The following is a 20,627-nucleotide window of genomic DNA, read 5'->3' on the forward strand; positions in this document are numbered from 1 at the left end:
GGAAGGACGTCATGAGCGGTCTTGACCTGAGTCAGTTTTACGAGACTTTCTTCGATGAGGCGGACGAGCTGCTGGCCCAGATGGAGCAACTGCTGCTCGAACTGGATGCCGGCCAGCCGGACATCGAGCAACTGAACGCAATCTTCCGGGCAGCGCACTCGATCAAGGGGGGCGCCGCCACCTTCGGCTGTTTCACTGCGCTGGCCGAAACCACCCATCTCCTGGAAAACCTGCTCGATGCCATTCGCCGCGGTGAAATGGCATTGCGCACGGACATGATCGACATCTTTCTGGAAACCAAGGACGTGCTGAAAAGCCAATTGGACGCCTACCGCGCCTCCGAGGAGCCCGATGCCGCCGCCTACGAGCGCATTTGCGAGGTGCTGCGCCAGCTGGCGCTGGAGCACAACGGCGGACAAGCCGCCGCTCCCGCGCCTGTCGCGGCGGCGCAGCCCGCCCCGGCGCCCGTGCCTGTCCAGGCACCGCCCGCAGCCGCGGCTCCGGCTGCCGCCCCCGTCCCCGCCCCGGCGGGAGGGGACCATCTGCCGTTGCGCGTCCGCATCAACCGGGTCTCCGCAAAAGACGCCCAGTCGCTGCTGGAGGAAATGAACAACCTGGGCCGCGTGCTGGCCAGCGACCAGCTGGGTGGCGGGCTGACCGTATGGCTGGAAAGCACCTGCTCGGCCGACGATATCGAGGCGGTTTGCTGCTTCATCGTCGATGCCGACCAGATTTCCATCGCCCGCGAAGCCGTTCCCGTGCAGGACGGCGCGGTGGATGACTTCGCCCAGGCTGCCGCGGATTTCGCGGCGCAGGCACAGCAGGCTTCGGCGGCGCAGCCGGCCGCCCCGGCGGCGGCCCCGGCTCCCGCTCCGGCGGCGCCCGCTGCCGCCAAGGCCGCTGCCCCGGAGAGCGGCGCGCCCCGCGCGCAGCGAGCCGGCGGCGCCGCCCCGGCGGGAGACAAGGAATCCACTTCCATCCGCGTCGGCGTGGAAAAGGTCGACCAGATCATCAACCTGGTCGGCGAACTGGTGATTACCCAGGCCATGCTGGCGCAGACCGCATCCACGCTGGATCCGGTATTGCACGACCGCCTGCTCAACGGCATGGAGCAGCTCGAGCGCAATGCGCGCGACCTGCAGGAAGCCGTCATGTCGGTGCGCATGATGCCCATGGACTATGTGTTCAGCCGCTTCCCGCGCCTGGTGCGCGACCTCGCGGGCAAGATGGGCAAGCAGATCGAACTGCAGACCTATGGCCGCGCGACCGAACTGGACAAGAGCCTGATCGAGCGGATCATCGATCCCTTGACCCATCTGGTGCGCAACAGCCTGGACCACGGCATCGAGACGCCCGAGAAGCGCATCGCGGCGGGCAAGGACCCGGTCGGCCAGCTCGTGCTGTCGGCGCAGCACAGCGGCGGCAATATCGTGATCGAGGTCAGCGACGACGGCGGCGGGCTGAATCGCGACCGCATTCTGAAGAAAGCCATCCAGCAGGGCATCGCGGTCAGCGAGAACGCCAGCGATGACGAAGTGTGGCAGCTTATTTTCGCGCCGGGTTTTTCGACGGCGGAGCAGATCACCGATATCTCGGGCCGGGGCGTCGGCATGGACGTCGTGCGCCGCAATATCCAGGACATGGGCGGCCATGTGCAGCTGTCCTCGGTACCGGGCAACGGCACGACGACCCGCATCGTGTTGCCGCTGACGCTGGCCATCCTCGATGGCATGTCGGTGCGCGTGGGGACGGAAACCTTCATCCTGCCGCTGAATCACGTGACGGAATCGTTGCAGCCGACCAACGAGCAGATCTATTCGGTGGCCGGCAATGAGCGGGTCATGCACGTGCGTGGCGAATACCTGCCGTTGGTCGAAATGCATCGGGTTTTTTCGGTCGCGGACGCGCAGAAAGACCCGACGCAGGCCATTGCGGTGATCATGCAGGCCGAGGACCGGCGGTTCGCGCTGCTGGTGGATCATCTGGTGGGCCAGCACCAGGTGGTCGTAAAGAATCTGGAATCGAACTATCGCAAGGTGCCCGGCGTTTCGGCGGCCACCATCCTGGGCGACGGCAGCGTCGCGCTGATCATCGATGTGTTCGCCATGGCGCGCGCGAACCGCGAGAAATGGGTACCGGCCGAAGCGGTCCTGAACTGAGGGAGTAATACATGGCAGCCAAACCCCAATCGCAAGGCGCCCGCGTCGAAGACGTCGGCCGCGAATTCCTGGTCTTCACGCTGGGCGAGGAAGAATACGGCATCGATATCCTGAAGGTTCAGGAAATCCGCGGCTACGATGCCGCCACGGTCACGCGCATCGCCAATGTGCCGTCCTTTATCAAGGGCGTCACGAATCTGCGGGGCATCATCGTGCCTATCGTGGACCTGCGCATCAAGTTCAACCTGGGCAAGGTGGAATACAACGAGCAGACCGTCGTCATCATCCTGAACCTCGATCGCCGCGTCGTCGGCATCGTGGTCGACGGCGTGTCCGATGTGCTGATGCTGGGCGCCAGCCAGGTGCGTCCGGCCCCTGAATTCGGCGCCACGCTCTCCACGGAGTACCTGACGGGCCTGGGCACGGTCGACGACCGCATGCTGATCCTGGTGGATATCGAGAAGCTGATGACCAGCGACGAGATGGCGCTGGTTGAGAAAGCCGCCGTCTGAGCGGCTTCCGCGCGGGGGGAAGTTGGGCGGAGACCAACCTGTCCGATAGAGGGGATGCGGATGCGCAAGTTCTTTTCCAATATGACGATACGCGCGAGCCTGCTTTGGGTGCTGGTCTTCTTCTCCCTGATGCTGGTCCTCGGCGCCGTGCTGGGCGTGCTTTCCTTGCGGGTGGGCGATACGACCATGCGGGAGATGCGGCGCAGCCAGGCCGTCAGCAATGCGTTGCAGGAGATGGCGGTCGACTACAAGAGCGCCATGATCGGACTGGGCCGCGCCGCTTCCGTGCATCTGGGCGAAGTCATCAAGCAGATCGGCCAACCCACCATCCCGGAAGCGGGGCTGAGCGGGGCAGCCAAGTCGATGCTGGATTTCGCGCGCATTTCCTATGACAAGGCGCAGGCCGACTTCAAGAAATACCAGGCGCTGCCCAAGCCGCCGGGACTGGAACAGGAATTCAAAGAGATCGACGAGGCTTTCTCCGCCTTGATGGGGCAGGGGCTGAAGGTCATGTTCGACGACCTGGCAAAGGCCGATCTTCCGGCTTACCAGATGCACGCGCAGATGGTGTCGGATGTCATGGAGGACCGCCTGAGCCTGGCGCTTGGCCAGTACATGGCGTGGCGCATGCGCACTACCGATGATGCCTTCGACGAATCCGAACGGCGCTATGAACTGGTGCTGGCCGCGGTGGGTGCCGGCGGCGCGATCGCCCTGCTGCTGGTGGTGGCCACGTATGTGTTCCTGCGCAGGCGTGTGGTGCGGCCGCTGGCCGACGCGGTGCGGCATTTCGATCGTATCGCCGGGGGCGACCTGACCGAGACGGTGGATGCCGGATCGAAGAATGAAATTGGCGCTTTGTATGGCGCCTTGAAGCGCATGCAGGAAAGCCTGGTGCGTACGGTGTCCGCGGTGCGCCGCGGCGTGGACGAAATCAACGTGGGTTCGCGCGAGATCTCCGCGGGCAATACGGACCTGTCCAGCCGCACCGAACAGCAGGCGGCGTCGCTGGAGGAAACCGCGGCATCGATGGAGGAACTGGCCTCGACGGTGAAGCAGAATGCCGAAAACGCGCGCCAGGCCAACCAGCTGGCGGCCAGCGCCTCGGACGTGGCCGAGCGCGGCGGCGTGGCGGTGGGCGAGGTTGTAAGCACGATGCGGGAGATTTCCGGCAGCTCGCGCAAGATCTCCGAGATCGTCAGCGTGATCGACGGCATCGCCTTCCAGACCAATATCCTGGCGCTGAACGCGGCGGTGGAAGCGGCGCGGGCGGGCGAGCAGGGCAAGGGCTTCGCGGTGGTGGCGGGCGAAGTGCGTTCCCTGGCGCAGCGTAGCGCGCAGGCGGCCAAGGAAATCAAGTCGCTGATCGAGGACTCGGTGGCCAAGGTGGGCGCGGGTTCGCAGCAGGTCGAGCGGGCCGGGGCGACGATGCAGGAAATCGTCGCGTCGGTGAAGCGGGTGACGGACATCATGGGCGAGATCTCGGCGGCGTCGGAGGAGCAATCCAGCGGCATCGACCAGGTCAACCGCGCGGTGTCGCAGATGGACGAAGTCACGCAGCAGAACGCGGCGCTGGTGGAAGAGGCGGCCGCGGCGGCTGGTTCTCTGCAGGAACAGGCGGGACACCTGGCCGAAGCGGTGGCTGTCTTCAAGATCAACCAGGGCCAGGTCATCGACATGCCGGCACGCGAAATCGTGGCGCCCGCTGCGGTGTCCCGTATCGAGGCCCAGGCGGCATAGGGCTAAGGGAATTACGTGGCGACAGCGACAGCAACGGCATCCGGCCAGGTCGAGCGGCAGTTCGAATTCCGCGAGGCGGATTTTTCGCGCGTGCGCCGCATGATCCATGAGCGCGCCGGCATCTCGCTGGGGACGCACAAGCGGGAAATGGTCTATAGCCGCCTGGCGCGGCGCCTGCGCAGCCTGGGCGGCGCGGACTTCGCCAGCTACCTGGACAGGCTGGAATCGTCTCCCGCGGATCCGGAATGGGAAGAGTTCGTCAACGCGTTGACGACCAACCTGACCGCGTTCTTCCGCGAGGCGCACCATTTTCCCATTCTGGCCGGATTCGCGGCCGAGCGGCCGCAGCCGGTATCGATCTGGTGCTGCGCCGCGTCGACCGGCGAAGAGCCGTATTCGATCGCCATCACACTGATAGAAGCGCTGGGCGCGCGCGCCAGTTCGGCCACCGTGCTGGCCACCGACATCGACACGAACGTCCTGCAGCGGGCTCGCGCCGCGACCTATCCCTTCGAGCGCGTGGCCAAAATCGAAGAGGCGCGGCTCAAGCGCTTTTTCCTGAAAGGCAAGGGCGCGGCGGCGGGGCAAGTGCGGGTGCGTCCGGAAGTCGCGGGCATGGTCCGTTTCGACACCCTTAACCTGTTGGCGCCGGATTGGCCCATCCAGGAAAAGTTCGATGCGATCTTCTGTCGCAACGTGATGATCTATTTCGACAAGCCGACGCAGGCGCGCATACTGGAGCGCTTCGCGCCGCTGTTGAAGCCAGGCGGCCTGCTGTTCGCGGGCCATTCCGAAAACTTCAGCTATATCAGTCGCGATTTCCGCTTGCGCGGACAGACGGTGTACGAATGCTTGGGGAAGGCGTAACGGCCCCCCCATCGGCGAAACGACATGCAGAAAAAAATAACCGTTTTGTGCGTCGACGATTCGGCGCTGGTGCGTGGGCTGATGACGGAAATCATCAACAGCCAGCCGGACATGGAAGTGGTCGCGACCGCGCCCGATCCGCTGGTCGCGCGCGAACTGATCAAGAAGCACAATCCGGACGTGCTGACGCTGGACGTGGAAATGCCGCGCATGGACGGCCTGGACTTTCTCGAAAAGCTGATGCGCCTGCGTCCCATGCCGGTGCTGATGGTGTCCTCGCTGACCGAGCGCGGGTCGGAGATCACGCTGCGCGCGCTGGAGCTGGGCGCGGTGGACTTCGTCACCAAACCCAAGCTGGGTATCCGTGACGGATTGCTGGAATACACGGAGATCATCGCCGACAAGCTGCGCGCGGCGGCGCGCGCGCGTCCCAAGGCACTTCAGGCGGTGCCCGAAGCTCCCAGGCAGGTATTGCGCTCGCCGCTGTCCAGCTCGGAAAAGCTCGTGATCATCGGCGCTTCCACCGGCGGCACCGAGGCGATCCGGCATGTGCTGCAGCCGCTGCCGCCGGACAGTCCCGCCATCCTGATCACCCAGCATATGCCGGCCGGGTTCACGCGTTCCTTCGCGCAGCGCCTGGATACGATCTGCAGCCTCACGGTGCGCGAAGCGACCCATGGCGAACGCGTGCTGCCCGGGCACGTTTACCTGGCGCCAGGCGGCGAGTCCCATATGCGGCTGGGCCGCAGCGGCGCCAACTACATCGTCGAACTTGATCCGTCGGAACCGGTGAACCGGCACCGCCCCTCCGTCGACGTGCTGTTTCATTCGGTGGCCGTGGCGGCCGGGCGCAACGCGGTTGGTGTCATCCTGACGGGCATGGGCAAGGACGGCGCCGCGGGCCTGCTGGAGATGAAGCGGGCAGGGGCCCGGACGCTGGCGCAGGACGAAGCCAGCTGCGTGGTTTTCGGCATGCCGCGCGAGGCCATCGCGCTGGGGGCGGCCGACGAAGTCGTCGCCCTGGAAACAATGAGCGAACGCATCCTGGCCAATGCCGGGGACCGCGGACACCGCGTATGATGCCGGGCGATAAGCGTCCCGGCGCGCAATCGATTTTTTGGAGTCAATGAGATGGTTGACAAGAATTTGAAGATTTTGGTGGTTGACGATTTTCCGACCATGCGTCGCATCGTCCGCAACCTGCTGAAGGAATTGGGTTTCGAGAACGTCGACGAGGCCGAGGATGGCCAGATGGCGCTGGACAAACTGCGTACCGGTGGGTTTCAGTTCGTGGTGTCGGACTGGAATATGCCCAACCTGGACGGCCTGTCCATGCTGCAACAGATCCGCGCCGATGCGAACCTGTCCAAGCTGCCGGTCCTGATGGTCACGGCCGAGGCGAAGAAGGAAAACATCGTCGCGGCGGCGCAGGCGGGGGCCAACGGCTACGTGGTCAAGCCTTTCACCGCGGCTACGCTGGAAGAGAAACTGACCAAGATCTTCGAAAAACTCGGCGGCTGAGGAAAGTCATGGAGACGACACAGAGCCCCACCCAGGGTCCCAATGGCGATCCAAGCGAACTCATACACCGTATCGCGTCCCTGACGCGGATGCTGCGCGACAGCATGCGCGAACTGGGCCTGGACCAGGCCATCAAGGACGCCGCGCAGGCAATACCGGACGCCCGGGACCGCCTGCGCTACGTTGCGCAGATGACCGAACAGGCGGCGCACCGGGTGCTGAACGCGATCGACCAGACCCAGCCCATCCAGGAAGACATGGCCAAGGGCGCGCAGGCGCTGGACGCCCGCTGGAGCGAGTGGTTCGACCAGCCCCTGGAACTGGCGGATGCCCGGGAATTGGTCAAGGACACCCGCGCCTTCCTGCAACACGTGCCCAAGCAGACCCAGGCTACCCAGTCGAAGCTGCTGGAGATCATGATGGCGCAGGATTTCCAGGATCTTACCGGCCAGGTCATCATGAAGATGATGGACGTCGTCGGTGCGATCGAGAAGGAACTGCTGCAGGTCCTGATCGACAGCGTGCCCACCGAGCGCCGCGAAGAAGCCAATACGCTGCTGAACGGCCCGCAGGTGAACCCCACCGGCAAGGCCGATGTCGTCACCAGCCAGGACCAGGTCGACGACCTCCTGGCCAGCCTGGGGTTCTAGAAAGGAAGGGCCGAGGAAGGCCCACCCCCGAAGCGCTGCGCGCTTCCCCCTCAAGGGGGCGACGCCAGAGGACCGGCGGAGCCGGATCCTCGGCGTCCCGGATCGGCCGCACCTGTTTTTTGCGTGAGGGAAGGCCCCACCCCCGAAGCGCTTCGCGCTTCCGGAGGAAGGGCCCACCCCCGAAGCGCTGCGCGCTTCCCCCTCAAGGGGGCGACGCTGGAGGACCGGCGGAGCCGGATCCTCGGCGTCCCGGGTCGGCCGCGCCTGTTTTTTGCGTGAGGAAGGGCCCACCCCCGAGGCGCTACGCGCTTCCCCCTCAAGGGGGCGACGCTGGAGGATCGGCGGAGCCGGATCCTCGGCGTCCCGGGTCTGGCCACGGCTGTTTCATGGGGCGGGTTGGGGGTGTGGCACCTTGGTCGGGTGATATCCGCACTGGGTTTGCGGCCGGCCCCAATTTCCTTGGATCGAAAAGCACCGCTTTACCGGGGTTGATCGCGGATTCGCTTTTCCGCGCTTTTCCTAAAATTTCATCGCCGGCCTGTTCTATCCGCAAGGAGGCTCTCGAGAGAGCGCCCGCAGGCCCGGCCGACGTCCGGATAAGCGTTCAGCATGGCCGAAGAAAGCGATCTCGAAAAAACCGAAGCCGCCTCGCCCCGGCGCCTGGAAAAGGCGCGCGAGGAGGGGCAGGTTCCCCGTTCCCGGGAGCTGAGCACCTTTCTGGTGCTGGCCACCGGCGTGGGTGTTCTGTGGGGCGGCGGCGCGTACATCTACGAGTCGCTGGATGGCATCATGCGCCACGCGCTGGGCTTCGACCCGAACCTGTCGCGGGACATGAATGTCGCGCTGAGCAGCGCCGCCGAAAGCGGCTGGCGGGCCTTGCTGACCGTATTGCCCATCCTTGGCCTGCTGGCCGTGGCGGGGATATTTTCGGGTCTGGCGCTGGGCGGCCTGGTGTGGTCCGGCAAGCCCCTGGAATTCAATTTCAGCAAGCTGGATCCGCTTGCCGGCTTCGGCCGCATGTTTTCCTGGCAGACCGTGGTCGAGCTGACCAAGGCGGTCAGCAAGGCGCTGGTGGTCGGGAGCGTGGCGGTCGCGGCGATCTGGAGCTATCACGACGAGATGATCGGCCTGATGCATGCCGCGCCGGCCGCGGCGCTGGCGAGCACGCTGAACATCATCGGGATGTGCTGCGCGTTCGCGGTGGGCGCTTTGCTGCTGATCGCCCTGATGGACGTTCCCTGGCAGATCTTCAGCCATGCGAAGAAGCTGCGCATGAGCAAGCAGGACGTGAAGCAGGAATTCAAGGAAAGCGAAGGCGATCCGATGATCAAGGCGCGTATCCGCCAGATGCAGCGCCAGGCGGCGCGCCAGCGGATGATGGCCGCGGTTCCCCAGGCCGACGTGGTGGTGACCAACCCCACGCGTTACGCCGTGGCGCTGCGCTATAGCGATGGCGATATGGCCGCCCCCAAGGTGGTCGCCAAGGGGATGGGCGAGATCGCCGCGCGTATCCGCGAACTGGCGCAGGAGCACCGCGTGCCGATGCTGGAGGCGCCGCCGCTGGCGCGCGCGCTGTACCGTCATGTGGATCTGGGCCAGGAAATACCCGCCGCGCTGTATACCGCGGTGGCCGAAGTGCTCGCCTGGGTATTCCAGCTGCGATCCTGGCGTCCGGGCTGGACGCCGCCGGTACCCCCCACGAATCTGCCGGTGCCTGCTGGGATGGACCCGCAGGCAGGGGCCGCGGCCGCGATGGCCGCCGAAGGAGCTTAAGGAATGGCCGCGTTGATCGCCATGTTCAAGAACAACGGCGGGGCGCAGGCGCGGTTGCTCGCGGGCCCGCTGTTGATCGTCCTGGTCCTGGGAATGATGATCCTGCCGTTGCCGGCATTCGTCCTGGACCTGCTGTTCACGTTCAATATTTCGCTGGCGATCATGATCCTGCTGGTCGCCATGTTCACGCGCAAGCCGCTGGACTTCGCGGCTTTTCCGTCCGTGCTGCTGTTCGCGACGCTGTTGCGCCTGTCGCTGAACGTGGCGTCGACGCGCGTGGTCCTGCTGAACGGCCACACCGGACCGGACGCCGCGGGCAAGGTGATCGAGGCTTTCGGCCATTTCCTGGTCGGTGGCAACTTCGCGATCGGCATCATCCTGTTCGTGATCCTGACGATCATCAACTTCATCGTGATCACCAAGGGCGCGGGCCGGATCGCCGAAGTGGGCGCGCGATTCACCCTGGACGCGATGCCGGGCAAGCAGATGGCCATCGATGCCGACCTGAATGCCGGCCTGATCCGCGAGGATGAAGCGCGGCGCCGCCGCAGCGAAGTGGCGCAGGAAGCCGATTTCTTCGGCTCCATGGACGGCGCCAGCAAGTTCGTGCGCGGCGATGCCGTCGCCGGGCTGCTGATCATGGCGATCAACGTTATCGGCGGCCTGATCGTCGGTGTGGCGCAGCATGGCCTCTCGGTGGGCGACTCGGCGCGCGTGTACACGCTGCTGACCATCGGTGACGGTCTGGTGGCGCAGATCCCGGCCCTGGTCATTTCCACCGCCGCCGGCGTGGTCGTGTCGCGCGTGTCGAACGACCAGGACATCGGCCAGCAGATGATCAGCCAGCTGTTCTCCAATCCCAGCGTGCTGTTCCTGACCGCCGGCATCATCGGCATCATGGGCCTGATTCCGAACATGCCGCACATTGCCTTCCTGGCACTGGCGACCATCTTCGGAACGGCCGGCTGGATGCTGTACAAGAAGCAGGCGCGCGTATCCGCCGAGCAGAACCGTGCGCCTTCGCCGGCGCAGGAACAGGCCAAGCTCGCGGCGGCCGAAGCCAGCTGGGAAGACGTGTCCATGGTCGACCAGCTGGGCCTGGAAGTGGGCTACCGCCTGATACCGCTGGTCGATCATTCCCAGAACGGCGAGCTGCTGCATCGCGTGCGCAGCCTGCGCAAGAAATTCGCGCAGGACGTGGGCTTTCTGCCGCCCGTGGTGCACATCCGCGACAACCTGGAATTGAAACCCAACGACTACGTCATCCTGCTGTCCGGCGTGGAAGTCGGCCGCGGCGTCGCCATGCCGGGCCAATGGCTGGCTATCGATCCGGGCGGAGTCACCATTAAGCTGAAAGGCACGCCGACTACCGATCCGGCCTTCGGCCTGCCGGCCATCTGGATCGATGCGTCGCTGCGCGACCAGGCGCAGGTGGCGGGCTATACGGTGGTGGACGCCAGCACGGTGGTGGCCACGCACCTGAACCATCTGATGCACCGCCACGGATCCCAGTTGCTGGGTCGCCAGGAAGTCCAGCAACTGCTGGATCGCATCGGACGCGAAGCACCCAAGCTCGTCGAAGACCTGGTACCCAAGACCGTACCGCTTACCGTCCTGCAGAAGGTGCTGCAAGGCCTGCTGGCCGAGGAAGTGCCGATCCGCGATATGCGTTCGATCGTCGACACCATGTCGGAGCACGCGCCGCGCCTGTCGGCGTTGAACGCCACCGCGGGCGGGCAACCCGATGTCGGCGAACTGATCGCGCTGGTGCGCCGCGCCCTCGGACGCGCCATCACGCAGCAGTGGTTCCCGGGCGAGGGCGAGGTGCGCGTCATCGCGCTGGACGTCAAGCTCGAACGGGTCCTGTCGCAGGCCATCAGTACCAGCGGCGTCCTGGAGCCCGGCCTGGCCGATACGCTGCTGCGCGAAACGCGCGCGGCGGTGGGCCGCCAGGAGGCCCTGGGCAATGCGCCTGTCCTGGTCGTGTCGCCGGTCCTGCGGCCGGCGCTGTCGCGCTTCCTGCGCCATCACGTTCCGCAACTGGGCGTGCTTGCCAATACTGAAATTCCGGATGAACGCATCGTGCGCGTCACGGCGCTGATCGGGAGTAACGCTTGAAAATCACCCGCTTTTTCGCGGCGACCCACCGCGAGGTCATGCGCGAGGTTCGCATGGCCCTGGGGCCGGACGCCCTGATCATTTCCAGCCGCAGCCTCGATGGCGGCGTAGAGGTCATGGCGACCGACCCTTCGGCCATCGACGACGAAGGCCGCATTGTCTTCAACGAACCGGAGGTCGCGCCCGCCAGCCACGCCATCGCCGACGCACCGGCGGTACGCCCGGACGACGCGCGGCCCTACGCACCGCGCCTGGCCGAGACGCCGGCGGCCGCGCCGCGTCTCGTCGAGCCGCGGGCCTACGAGCCGCGTACCGAGACCGCTCGCGCGGTGGAGCCGGCTCTCGCCGAAGGACGGGCGTCCGCGGTGGACGCTACGCCGATCCGTGTGACGGGCGATAGCACCTTCGCGCTGGTGGACGAGGAAAACGGCCAGTATCAGCCCGCCGGCGCTGGCGTGGCCGATGCCAGCCAGATGGCCGAGGCCCTGAACGCCTTGCGCGGCTCGCTGGAGACGCGCATCGACGGGCTGATGTGGGGCAAGGGCCTGAGCCGCGAGCCCGTCGCCACCGCGCTGTTCCGTACATTGATGGAAGCGGGCTTCAGCGCCAACCTGATCCGCGCGATGCTGTCGCGCCTGCCGCCGCGCATGTCGATCGCGGCGGCCATGAACTGGGCGCGCAACGAGTTGATCGACCACTTGCCCGTGGTGGGCAACGAAGACGACCTGCTGGGCAACGGCGGCGTTTTCGCGCTGGTCGGTCCCACCGGCGTCGGCAAGACCACCACGCTGGCCAAGCTGGCGGCACGCTGTGTTGCCCGGGTGGGCCGCGAGCAGGTCGCCATGCTGACCACGGATAATTTCCGGATCGGCGCGCATGAACAGTTGCAGATCTACGGCCGCCTGATGGGGGTGCCCACGCGATCGGTGCGGGACGTCGCGCAGCTGCGCGAAACGCTGGCCGAACTGGGCGAGCGCAAGATCGTCCTGATCGACACCACCGGTATCAGCCAGCGCGACCGGCATGTCGCCGAGCAGGCCGCCATGCTATGCGGCGCGGGGCGTCCGGTCCAACGGCTGGTCGTCCTGAACGCCGCCAGCCAGGGGGACACGCTGGACGAAGTCGCGCATGCCTACCGCAACGGCGCCGACGAAGACGTGCGCGGCTGCATCATCACCAAGATAGACGAGGCATCGCGCTACGCCGCGGCGCTGGACACCGCCATCCGGCATCGCTTGCCCATCCATTACGTCTCGCGCGGCCAGCGCGTGCCGGAACACATGGACGTGCCCACCGCGGCCGAACTGGTGGACGGCGCCTTTGCATGCCTGAGGCGGCCGGCGCTCTACACGCCCAGCGAGGCGGATCTGGCGGCCCTGTGGTCGGCTTCGCGCGACGAGGCGGGCGGGCTGCTGGGCATGGACCCGGTACGGCGCCGTCAACTGCTGGCTTCCGCGATGCTGCGCCCCCAGGGCCCGAGCGCGGAGACCGAGCGCGATATGGACGCCGCGCTGGCGTGGATCAATACGGATCCGGCCTGCGTACAGGCGCGCGAACTATGGCGTGGCTTCGGCGGCGATCGGCCGCTGGCCACCCAATCGCTGGCGCGCATGCCGCTGGATATGGTGCGCGCGGAGTTCCCGGCGACCTGCTCGCGCCATTTGCTGGTGCTGCATGGGCAGGTGGCGATGAGCGGCCCCGGCATGCCGGGCGGTACGCTGATGTCGTCGTTGCTGATGAGCGACCGCGGCGCGGCGCTGGCGGCGCCGGTGCAGCAATTGGCGCTGGAACACGGCACGGTGTCGAATATCGAGACCCGCGGCCTGCCCCATGCCAACGTGGCCGATGCCCTGGTGGCGCGGGCGGCTTGGCTGCACGGCGCGCTCAGGCCGCTGCCGGTCGTGCATTTGATCGCGGCGGGCACCGCGGCGCTATGGCAGTCGCTGTCCGCCCAGGGCATGGACTGGATGTCGCGCTCCACCGGCGCGCTGCGGGTGGTCCAGGACGAGACGCCGACGACCCTGCAGGCCATCGGCAAGACGCTGGGATACGTGCCGGTGGGGGAAGCGGGCGATATGGTCGGCCTGATCCAGATCGCCGGCGAGACGGCCGTGCCGCTGCGGCTATGGGCCGCCGGTACGGAGGCAACGCTGGCCGGGCGCGGCGCGGAGGCGGCGCCGGTGCGCGTGGTCTGCGCCAAGCTGATCGATCCTTCCGGCCGCGTCGTCCAGCAGATCTATGGGCTGACGAATATCGGCGTGGCACAGGCGGACGCGGCCACGGTCGCGCGCTGGCTGGTGCTGCACGATCATGCCAAGAGCACGTTCCGCTATATGGCGCACGCGTGGCAGCCCTTGTCCGGCAGTACGACGGGGGATGATTCCACGTTGCGGCAGGTCCTGATGGCGGGGCAGCTTGGCGCGGCATGCTGGCAATTGGCGCACGCACCATCGGCTTCGGTCATGCGCAGGCTGCTGCAAAGCCTGATGGGGCCCGAACGCAAACTGCCGGCGCGCCTGGTGCCGCCCGCGTTGTTGCGGTTCCTCGCGATGGTGGAAATGGCCGGCGAGGGCGGGGCCGGCTAGGTAAAGCCCGGTGCCCGCGCGAGCGGGCGGCCGGCAAGCAGAGGCGCGGGCATCCCATGCGCGATGCCCCGGCCCGGCGCGCGCCCAGTCAGGTGGCGATGATGGTTTTTCCGGTATTGCCTTGCCGCGACCGCCCGTTGGCCTCGTACAGGCCGGACCGCTTGGTCAGGGATTGCAGCGCATCCAGCGCTTCCTCGGTATAGCGCAGGTGCATGTCGATCAGCGCGCCATTGCGGTCGTTGATCCCGGCGGCCGCGGCGCACCGGTCCAGCAGTTGCCGCCAGGTTGCCGCGATATCCGGATGATGTTCGGCCGCTTCGGTGGTGCCCGCGTGTCCGGACCCGAAACCCAGTTCCGCGAGCAGCGCATCGCGGCGCGCGCTCAGCTCATGCAGGCGCGCGGCGATACCGTTCTTCGATTCGGTGATGGCATTCAGGGCATTGAAGGACTGGCGCTCCGTCAGCGCGATGGTCTCGGAGCCCAGCAGTTCGGTGAATTCGACAACCAACGCATCTTCTTCCAGCAGACATTCATGCAGTTTTTCCGTGGCGTTCATGGCGGTCAGGTAGGAGGTGTTTCGGGGGTGGTTACTTCAGTAGTTCCTTGGCGCTCGCGATCAGGCCGTCGGCGATCTTGGTCGGGTCGATCTTGAGCTGCCCGGCGGCGATGGCGTCCCGGATGGCCTGGACCTTGGCGGTGTCGATATCGCCCGCGCCGCTTTGCAGGTCTACCAGCTTGCGCGACATCGGGCTCAGATCCACCTGGGCGCTGCTGGACGTGCCGCCAGCCACGCCGCCGTAGGCCTGGCTGACCGCGGCGCGCGTGCTGCCGGTGTCGGCGGTGGTCGGCGATGGCCGGGTGGTGGAGGAATTGATCTTCACGGTCAAAATCCCGCGCAGCGGGCTCCTGGGTATGCAGGCCGAAACGCCTGCCTATGCTCTTGTAACGGCAGCTTTATCGGGAACTTTAGGTCCCCGCGGGCTGCCGGCATGGGCCCGTTGGCGATTTTCGCGGCCAATTGCGCGCAATTTGTCAGCATCTTGTCAGTATCGTCAGGCAACGGCAGCTTACAGCGGCACTTCGACGTTGCCCTGCGGTTGCAGTATCCCGCTGACGACCTGGCCCGAGGCGGTCTTGACTTCGACCGTCGAGCCCGGGGAGGCGTTCTGCATCACCTGGCCTTCGCTGCTGACCACGAAGCCGGCGCCGCGGGCCGTGATGCGCACCATTTGCCCGCGCTGTACCGAGCCGGCACTGCGCAGATTCGTCATCCGGATGGGTTGTCCCATTCCGACGCGATAGCCGACCGTCATGCCCAGGACGCTTTGCGGGTCCGTGACGGCACCCGGCGGCAGGTTGATCAGGTCGCCGTCGCGCGGCGCCAGGTCTTCCGGCCGCAGCGTTTCGCCGGCGTTGATCGGCCGCGCCGCGACGTAGTACTGCCCCGGCAGGCTGACCGTGGCTTGCACGTAGATGTTCCACGGCCTGGGCGCCGTGCAACGCACGCCCACGCTCATGCGGGCACGCGGCCGCATGGGCCCCGTGGTGTAGGCGGTGAGCGCGTCGCAGGCGGGCAGGCGATCCGTATGGACCTCGTCGATCTGGATGTTCGGCTGGGCCGGTAGCGACGACAACTGCTGCAGCAGGTAATCCTGGGCGGCGCGCTGTACGGCGGACGGGTCCTGCGCGCGCTCGACGGCCTGCGCCTGGGCATATGCCGCGCCGGACAGGGTGACCTGGGCGGCAATGGCCAGGGCGGAAAGCAGGAGACGTCGGAGCATGGGTAGATCCCAAGGCGGACCGGAAGATAGGACGAATGGAATTGTAGAAGCGCGGCGCCGGAAGCAATACCCGAATTGGCGGACGAATAGTCGGTTATTTGGATGATTGTGGGCCGCCTCGTCCACCTATGATTCCTTCCGTGCCGAAAGGCCTCCCGATGCAGCGCCGTTCCGGAAGGGGCGCGCGCTTTTCGCCTTGGGCGGCTGGCGGCGCGGCCCCGGCAGCCGCCGGGACGGATGGCAGCATGGTAACCGCACGATTAGGGATGCGACCCGGATGATAGACCGCCTCAGCCAGGATCTAGGCTTTTTCCAGCAATCGCTGGATCTGCGCGCGCAGCGCCAGGAAGTCCTGTCGGCCAACATCGCCAACGCCGACACGCCGAACTACAAGGCGCGCGATTTCGATTTCCGTTCCGCCCTGGAGGGCGCGATGGGCGCGGGCATGAACCTGCCGCCGGTGAACCTGGCGCTGACCTCGCCGCGCCATATCCCGGCCCAGGGTCCGACGCAACCCACCGTGGACCTGCTCTACCGCAATCCCTACCAGGCCAGCCTGGACGGCAACACCGTCGATATGGACGGGGAACGGGTGCGTTTCGCCGACAACACGCTGCACTACCAGAGCACCTCCACCGTCCTGACCGCCAAGATCAAGGACATGCTGCTGGCCATTTCCGAATAACGGGAACACGGGATAAACCATGGGTTTGTTGAGCATTTTCGATATCGCCGGATCGGCGCTGACCGCGCAGTCGCAGCGCATGAACGTGGCGGCCAGCAACCTGGCGAACGCCGATAGCGCGGTTGGACCGGACGGCCAGCCCTACCGGGCGCGCCAGGTGGTATTCCAGGTGAATCCTTCGCAAGGCCAGGCGACCGGCGCCGAAATCGGCGGCGTGCGCGTGGCCGGCATCGTGCAGGACAACGCGCCGATGAAGCGCCTGTACGACCCCACCAACCCGCTGGCCGACAACCAGGGCTATGTGACCATGCCCAATGTCGACCCGGTGGCCGAGACGGTGAACATGATCTCGGCATCCCGTTCGTACCAGGCCAATGTCGAGGTGCTGAATACGGCCAAGGCCCTGATGCAGAAGACGCTGACGATCGGGCAGTAGCCCGCGCGCCGTCCATGGTTAGATACCGGAGCTACGCATGACCACCACCAGCACAGTCAACAACAACACCGGCACAGGTGCCGCGACGAATTCGTCCGCCAGCGCGTCCAGCGCCCAGTCGCTGCAGGACCAGTTCCTGACGCTGCTGGTCGCCCAGATGAACAATCAGGATCCGCTCAATCCGATGGACAACTACCAGTTGACGTCGCAACTGGCGCAGATTTCCACGGTGCAGGGGATCCAGGACCTGAAGTCCGTCCTGCAGACCGTCAGCAGCCAGGTCGACCTGGGGCAGTCGATGGACGCGGTGTCGATGATCGGCAAGCAGGTCCTGTTCCCCGGCAACTCCCTGAAGATGGATACGGACGCCGGCAGCGGCACGCGCATCACGACGCCGATCGGCGTGGACGTGCAGGCCGATGCCCACAATGTCACGCTGAAGATCAGCGACAGCACGGGGCGCGTGGTCCGCACCATGGACCTCGGCGCGCAGCAGGCCGGCATCGTCACCCCGACGTGGGATGGCAAGGATGACAGCGGCAACAGCCTGCCGGATGGCAAGTACACGTTCACGGTAGCGGCGACCGACGACAGCGGCAATGCCGTGACGGCCGATGCGCTGACTTACGGCCAGGTGGGCGGGGTTTCGTATACGACGCAGGGCGTGCGGCTGGATCTGGGCCTGGCCGGCCAGGTCAGCATGCTGGATGTACGCAAGGTTTTGGGCACCTGATAGACAAGGGGCGGCCTGGCGGCCGCCCAGGGCCGGTCTTCCGGCTTCCATCAACTTTCTGAACAAGCGAGAGATCGAATGGGTTTCGGACAAGGACTTAGCGGCCTGGATGCCGCGTCGCAGAATCTGGACGTGATCGGCAACAACATCGCCAACGCGAACACCGTCGGCTTCAAGGCTGCCACCGCCACGTTCGCCGACATTTACGCGACGTCGCGCGTCGGCCTGGGCGTGAAAGTGGCTTCCATCGACCAGCGCTTCACCGTGGGCAACATCACTTCCACCGGCGGGCAGTACGACCTGGCCATCGACGGCGCCAACGGCTTCTTCCGCCTGGTCGACGCCAGCGGCTCGATCAGCTATAGCCGCAATGGCCAGTTCGGCATCGACAAGAACAACAACATCGTCAACGCCGCCGGCCAGCAGCTGACCGGCTACGGCCCCGGCGGCGTCGGCACCGCGCCCATACCGCTGACGCTGCCGACCGCCAATATCGCGCCGGCCGCGACCACTTCGTCCGGCTTCACCGCCAACCTGAACGCCAATGCCGCCGTGATCGACCCGACGGCGACGCCGTTCGACCCTACCAATACGGCGACGTACACGGATTCGCAGCCGATGACGGTGTACGACTCGCTGGGCAATTCGCACCAGCTGACGACGTATTTCGCCAAGCGCGCGGGTACGGGCGGTCCGCCGGCAACCACCAGCGTGTATGACGTTTACTACACCTTGGATGGCCAGGCCATGGCCCCGACGACCGCGACCGCGGCCACGCCACCGGTGTGGGGCGGCGCGACGCAGCTGACGTTCGACAGCTCCGGCCGCCTGACGAATACGCCGCCCACGGTCAACCTGTCGTTCGCCACGCCCGGCGGCGCCGGATCGCCCGCCGCGGCCATGGCCATCACCATGGACTACACCGGTACCTCGCAGTTCGGCGGCGACTTCAAGGCCGATTTCACGCCGAACGGCAACACCACCGGCGAGTTCACCAACATCACGTTCGGCAAGGACGGCAGCATCGTCGCCAACTACAGCAACGGCAAGACGCAGAGCGTCGGTACCGTGGCGCTGGCCAACTTCAACAACGTCAATGGCCTGCAACCCATCGGCGACAACAACTGGAGCGAAACCTCCGAGTCCGGCCAGGCCGTGCTGGGGCAGCCGGGCACCAACGGCCTGGCGACCCTGCAGGGGCAGGCGGTGGAGGAATCCAACGTCAACCTCAGTACCGAACTGGTCAACATGATCGTGGCGCAGCGCACCTACCAGGCGAACACGAACACGATCAAGACGCAGGACCAGGTGCTGCAATCCCTGCTGGCCATCCAGTAAACGCGACCGTCATCGAAGCCCAGGCAGGATAAGAGCGCATGGACCGAGTCATTTACACCGCGATGAACGGCGCTGTCCGGATCAACGAACAGCAGGCCGTTCTGACCAACAACATGGCGAACGTCAATACGCCCGGTTTCCGGGCGCAGATGTCGATGTACCGCTCCGTGCCCGTCAACGACGGGACCAGCCTGCCGACCCGGGTTTCGACGGTCGCCGCCACGCCGCGCAACGATTTCACGCCCGGCGTGATGGATGCGACCGGACGCGATCTGGATGTGGCCGTTACGGGAGACGGCTGGATCGCGGTGCAGACGCCGCAGGGCGAAGCCTATACCCGCGCGGGCGACCTGCAGGTGGGCGTCAACGGCCTGCTGCAAACCGCGCAGGGCATGCCTGTGCTGTCGAACCAGAACGGTCCCATCGATGTGCCGCCCAACGCGACGCTGACCATCGCCACGGACGGCACGATCACCGCCATCGGCGCGGGCGATCCGCCCAACACCATTCTGAACCTGGGGACGATCAAGCTGGTCAGTCCGCCGCTGGCCTCTTTGGTGCATGGCGACGACGGCGTCTTTCGCCGGGTCGCCGCCAACGGCCAGCCGGCGCCGCCGATGCCGGCCGACCCGACGCTGCGCGTCATGCCCGGCGTGCTGGAGGGCAGCAATGCCAACGCCGCGTCGTCCATGGTCGGCATGATCGAAAATTCGCGCCGTTTTGAAATGCAGATGCAGGTCATCCGCGACGCACAGACCAACGAAGACAAGGCCAACTCCTTGCTTTCGGTGGGTTGATTTCCCAGTACGCATACATCGTGACGCGGCCGCGCCGCGCACCCAGGAGCCTTAAACACCATGCTACGTTCGCTCTGGATCGCCAAGACCGGCCTGGAAGGGCAGCAGACTTCGCTGGACGTCATTTCCAACAACCTGGCCAACGTCAATACCAACGGCTTCAAGCGTGGCCGCGCCGTGTTCCAGGATCTGATGTACCAGACCCTGCGCCAGCCCGGCGCCCAGGTCGGCGACGCCAACCAGCTGCCCTCCGGCCTGCAACTGGGTACCGGTACCCGCGTGGCGGCCACCGAGCGCCTGCATACGGAAGGCAACCTGACCAACACCAGCGACCCGATGGATATCGCCATCCAGGGCCAGGGTTTCCTTAACGTGCAATTGCCGGACGGCACCGACGCCTACACTCGCGACGGCGCATTGCAAGTGGACCAGAACGGACAGCTGACCACCGCCGGCGGCCTGGTCATCCAGCCGCCCATCAACGTGCCCAACAATGCCTTGTCCCTGACCATCGGCAAGGACGGCACCGTGTCCGTCACCCAGCCGGCCGCACCTGGCACCAATGTGCAGATCGGCCAATTGCAGTTGGCCAATTTCATCAATCCCAACGGTTTGCAGGCAATCGGCGATAACCTTTACCTGGAAACGGATGCATCCGGCGCGCCGAATATCGGCCAGCCGACGGTCGACGGCCTGGGCAGCATCCTGCAGCAGTACGTCGAGACCTCGAACGTCAATGTTGCCGAGGAGCTGGTGAATATGATCACCACCCAGCGCGCCTACGAAATGAACAGCAAGGCGGTCGAAACATCCGACCAGATGCTCGCCCGCCTGACCCAGCTTTGATGAGACTAGCCATGCGCGCGGCGCGTTTTCTTCGTGGCTTTTTGTCGCCGGGCCGTCCCGGGGCAAAAAGGGCCCCCTCGGTTGGG

General features: G+C 65.9%; 19 protein-coding genes. 16 read left to right on the forward strand and 3 right to left on the reverse strand.

All coding sequences use genetic code 11. The features are described from left to right. Window positions 1-11: 11 nt before the first annotated feature. The 10 genes from cheA (at window position 12) to flhF (ending at window position 13,925) form a co-directional block, all read left to right on the forward strand. A complete protein-coding gene (gene cheA, locus CAL28_RS12615) occupies window positions 12-2,159 on the forward strand; it encodes a chemotaxis protein CheA (protein ID WP_094841706.1) in 2,148 nt (715 codons plus the stop codon). Window positions 2,160-2,170: 11 nt separating this feature from the next. Continuing rightward, window positions 2,171-2,671, forward strand: coding sequence for a chemotaxis protein CheW (cheW, locus tag CAL28_RS12620; RefSeq protein WP_094841707.1), 501 nt, complete (start codon window positions 2,171-2,173; stop codon window positions 2,669-2,671). A 60-nt stretch (window positions 2,672-2,731) separates the two neighbouring features. Then, window positions 2,732-4,411, forward strand: a complete 1,680-nt coding sequence (locus tag CAL28_RS12625; RefSeq protein WP_094841708.1) for a methyl-accepting chemotaxis protein — start codon at window positions 2,732-2,734, stop codon at window positions 4,409-4,411. 15 nt (window positions 4,412-4,426) lie between these two features. Beyond that, window positions 4,427-5,278, forward strand: a complete 852-nt coding sequence (locus tag CAL28_RS12630; protein ID WP_094841709.1) for a CheR family methyltransferase — start codon at window positions 4,427-4,429, stop codon at window positions 5,276-5,278. A gap of 24 nt (window positions 5,279-5,302) precedes the next feature. Further along, window positions 5,303-6,358: a protein-glutamate methylesterase/protein-glutamine glutaminase gene (locus CAL28_RS12635; protein ID WP_094841710.1), complete on the forward strand. Its 1,056-nt coding sequence runs from the start codon at window positions 5,303-5,305 to the stop codon at window positions 6,356-6,358. Between the two features lie 51 nt (window positions 6,359-6,409). Then, window positions 6,410-6,799 (forward strand): chemotaxis response regulator CheY, encoded by a 390-nt coding sequence (cheY, locus tag CAL28_RS12640; protein WP_086064618.1) that lies wholly within the window; start codon window positions 6,410-6,412, stop codon window positions 6,797-6,799. A gap of 8 nt (window positions 6,800-6,807) precedes the next feature. After that, window positions 6,808-7,449: a protein phosphatase CheZ gene (gene cheZ, locus CAL28_RS12645; protein ID WP_094841711.1), complete on the forward strand. Its 642-nt coding sequence runs from the start codon at window positions 6,808-6,810 to the stop codon at window positions 7,447-7,449. A 609-nt stretch (window positions 7,450-8,058) separates the two neighbouring features. Beyond that, the gene (flhB, locus tag CAL28_RS12650) at window positions 8,059-9,222 is read left to right on the forward strand and encodes a flagellar biosynthesis protein FlhB (protein WP_094841712.1); all 1,164 of its coding nucleotides are present in this window, start codon (window positions 8,059-8,061) and stop codon (window positions 9,220-9,222) included. Window positions 9,223-9,225: 3 nt separating this feature from the next. Further along, a complete protein-coding gene (gene flhA / locus CAL28_RS12655) occupies window positions 9,226-11,340 on the forward strand; it encodes a flagellar biosynthesis protein FlhA (protein WP_094841713.1) in 2,115 nt (704 codons plus the stop codon). Next, on the forward strand, window positions 11,337-13,925 hold the full coding sequence (flhF, locus tag CAL28_RS12660; RefSeq protein WP_094841714.1) for a flagellar biosynthesis protein FlhF: 2,589 nt from the start codon (window positions 11,337-11,339) through the stop codon (window positions 13,923-13,925). The genes flhA and flhF overlap by 4 nt, the downstream gene beginning before the upstream one ends. A gap of 88 nt (window positions 13,926-14,013) precedes the next feature. On the opposite strand, the gene CAL28_RS12665 is transcribed toward flhF, so the two are convergent. The 3 genes from CAL28_RS12665 to flgA all read right to left on the reverse strand — a co-directional run bounded on the left by CAL28_RS12665 (window position 14,014) and on the right by flgA (window position 15,706). Further along, a complete protein-coding gene (locus CAL28_RS12665; RefSeq protein WP_094841715.1) occupies window positions 14,014-14,481 on the reverse strand; it encodes a flagella synthesis protein FlgN in 468 nt (155 codons plus the stop codon). 31 nt (window positions 14,482-14,512) lie between these two features. Then, window positions 14,513-14,806 carry a flagellar biosynthesis anti-sigma factor FlgM gene (gene flgM, locus CAL28_RS12670; protein WP_094844578.1) on the reverse strand — a complete coding sequence of 98 codons (294 nt, stop codon included), beginning with the start codon at window positions 14,804-14,806 and terminating at the stop codon, window positions 14,513-14,515. 186 nt (window positions 14,807-14,992) lie between these two features. After that, window positions 14,993-15,706 carry a flagellar basal body P-ring formation chaperone FlgA gene (gene flgA, locus CAL28_RS12675; RefSeq protein ID WP_094841716.1) on the reverse strand — a complete coding sequence of 238 codons (714 nt, stop codon included), beginning with the start codon at window positions 15,704-15,706 and terminating at the stop codon, window positions 14,993-14,995. A 277-nt stretch (window positions 15,707-15,983) separates the two neighbouring features. On the opposite strand from flgA, the gene flgB reads away from it, so the two are divergent. From flgB to flgG, 6 genes are all read left to right on the forward strand, one after another. Then, a complete protein-coding gene (gene flgB, locus CAL28_RS12680; RefSeq protein WP_094841717.1) occupies window positions 15,984-16,391 on the forward strand; it encodes a flagellar basal body rod protein FlgB in 408 nt (135 codons plus the stop codon). A gap of 19 nt (window positions 16,392-16,410) precedes the next feature. Then, window positions 16,411-16,827: a flagellar basal body rod protein FlgC gene (gene flgC, locus CAL28_RS12685; RefSeq protein ID WP_094841718.1), complete on the forward strand. Its 417-nt coding sequence runs from the start codon at window positions 16,411-16,413 to the stop codon at window positions 16,825-16,827. Between the two features lie 37 nt (window positions 16,828-16,864). Continuing rightward, on the forward strand, window positions 16,865-17,560 hold the full coding sequence (locus CAL28_RS12690) for a FlgD immunoglobulin-like domain containing protein (RefSeq protein WP_094841719.1): 696 nt from the start codon (window positions 16,865-16,867) through the stop codon (window positions 17,558-17,560). Between the two features lie 78 nt (window positions 17,561-17,638). After that, window positions 17,639-18,898 carry a flagellar hook protein FlgE gene (gene flgE / locus CAL28_RS12695; RefSeq protein WP_094841720.1) on the forward strand — a complete coding sequence of 420 codons (1,260 nt, stop codon included), beginning with the start codon at window positions 17,639-17,641 and terminating at the stop codon, window positions 18,896-18,898. Between the two features lie 38 nt (window positions 18,899-18,936). Further along, window positions 18,937-19,695 carry a flagellar basal body rod protein FlgF gene (locus tag CAL28_RS12700; RefSeq protein WP_094841721.1) on the forward strand — a complete coding sequence of 253 codons (759 nt, stop codon included), beginning with the start codon at window positions 18,937-18,939 and terminating at the stop codon, window positions 19,693-19,695. 60 nt (window positions 19,696-19,755) lie between these two features. Next, a complete protein-coding gene (gene flgG, locus CAL28_RS12705; RefSeq protein ID WP_094841722.1) occupies window positions 19,756-20,541 on the forward strand; it encodes a flagellar basal-body rod protein FlgG in 786 nt (261 codons plus the stop codon). Window positions 20,542-20,627: the final 86 nt, after the last annotated feature.

This window comes from Bordetella genomosp. 11 (assembly GCF_002261215.1).
Lineage (GTDB): Bacteria > Pseudomonadota > Gammaproteobacteria > Burkholderiales > Burkholderiaceae_B > Bordetella_C.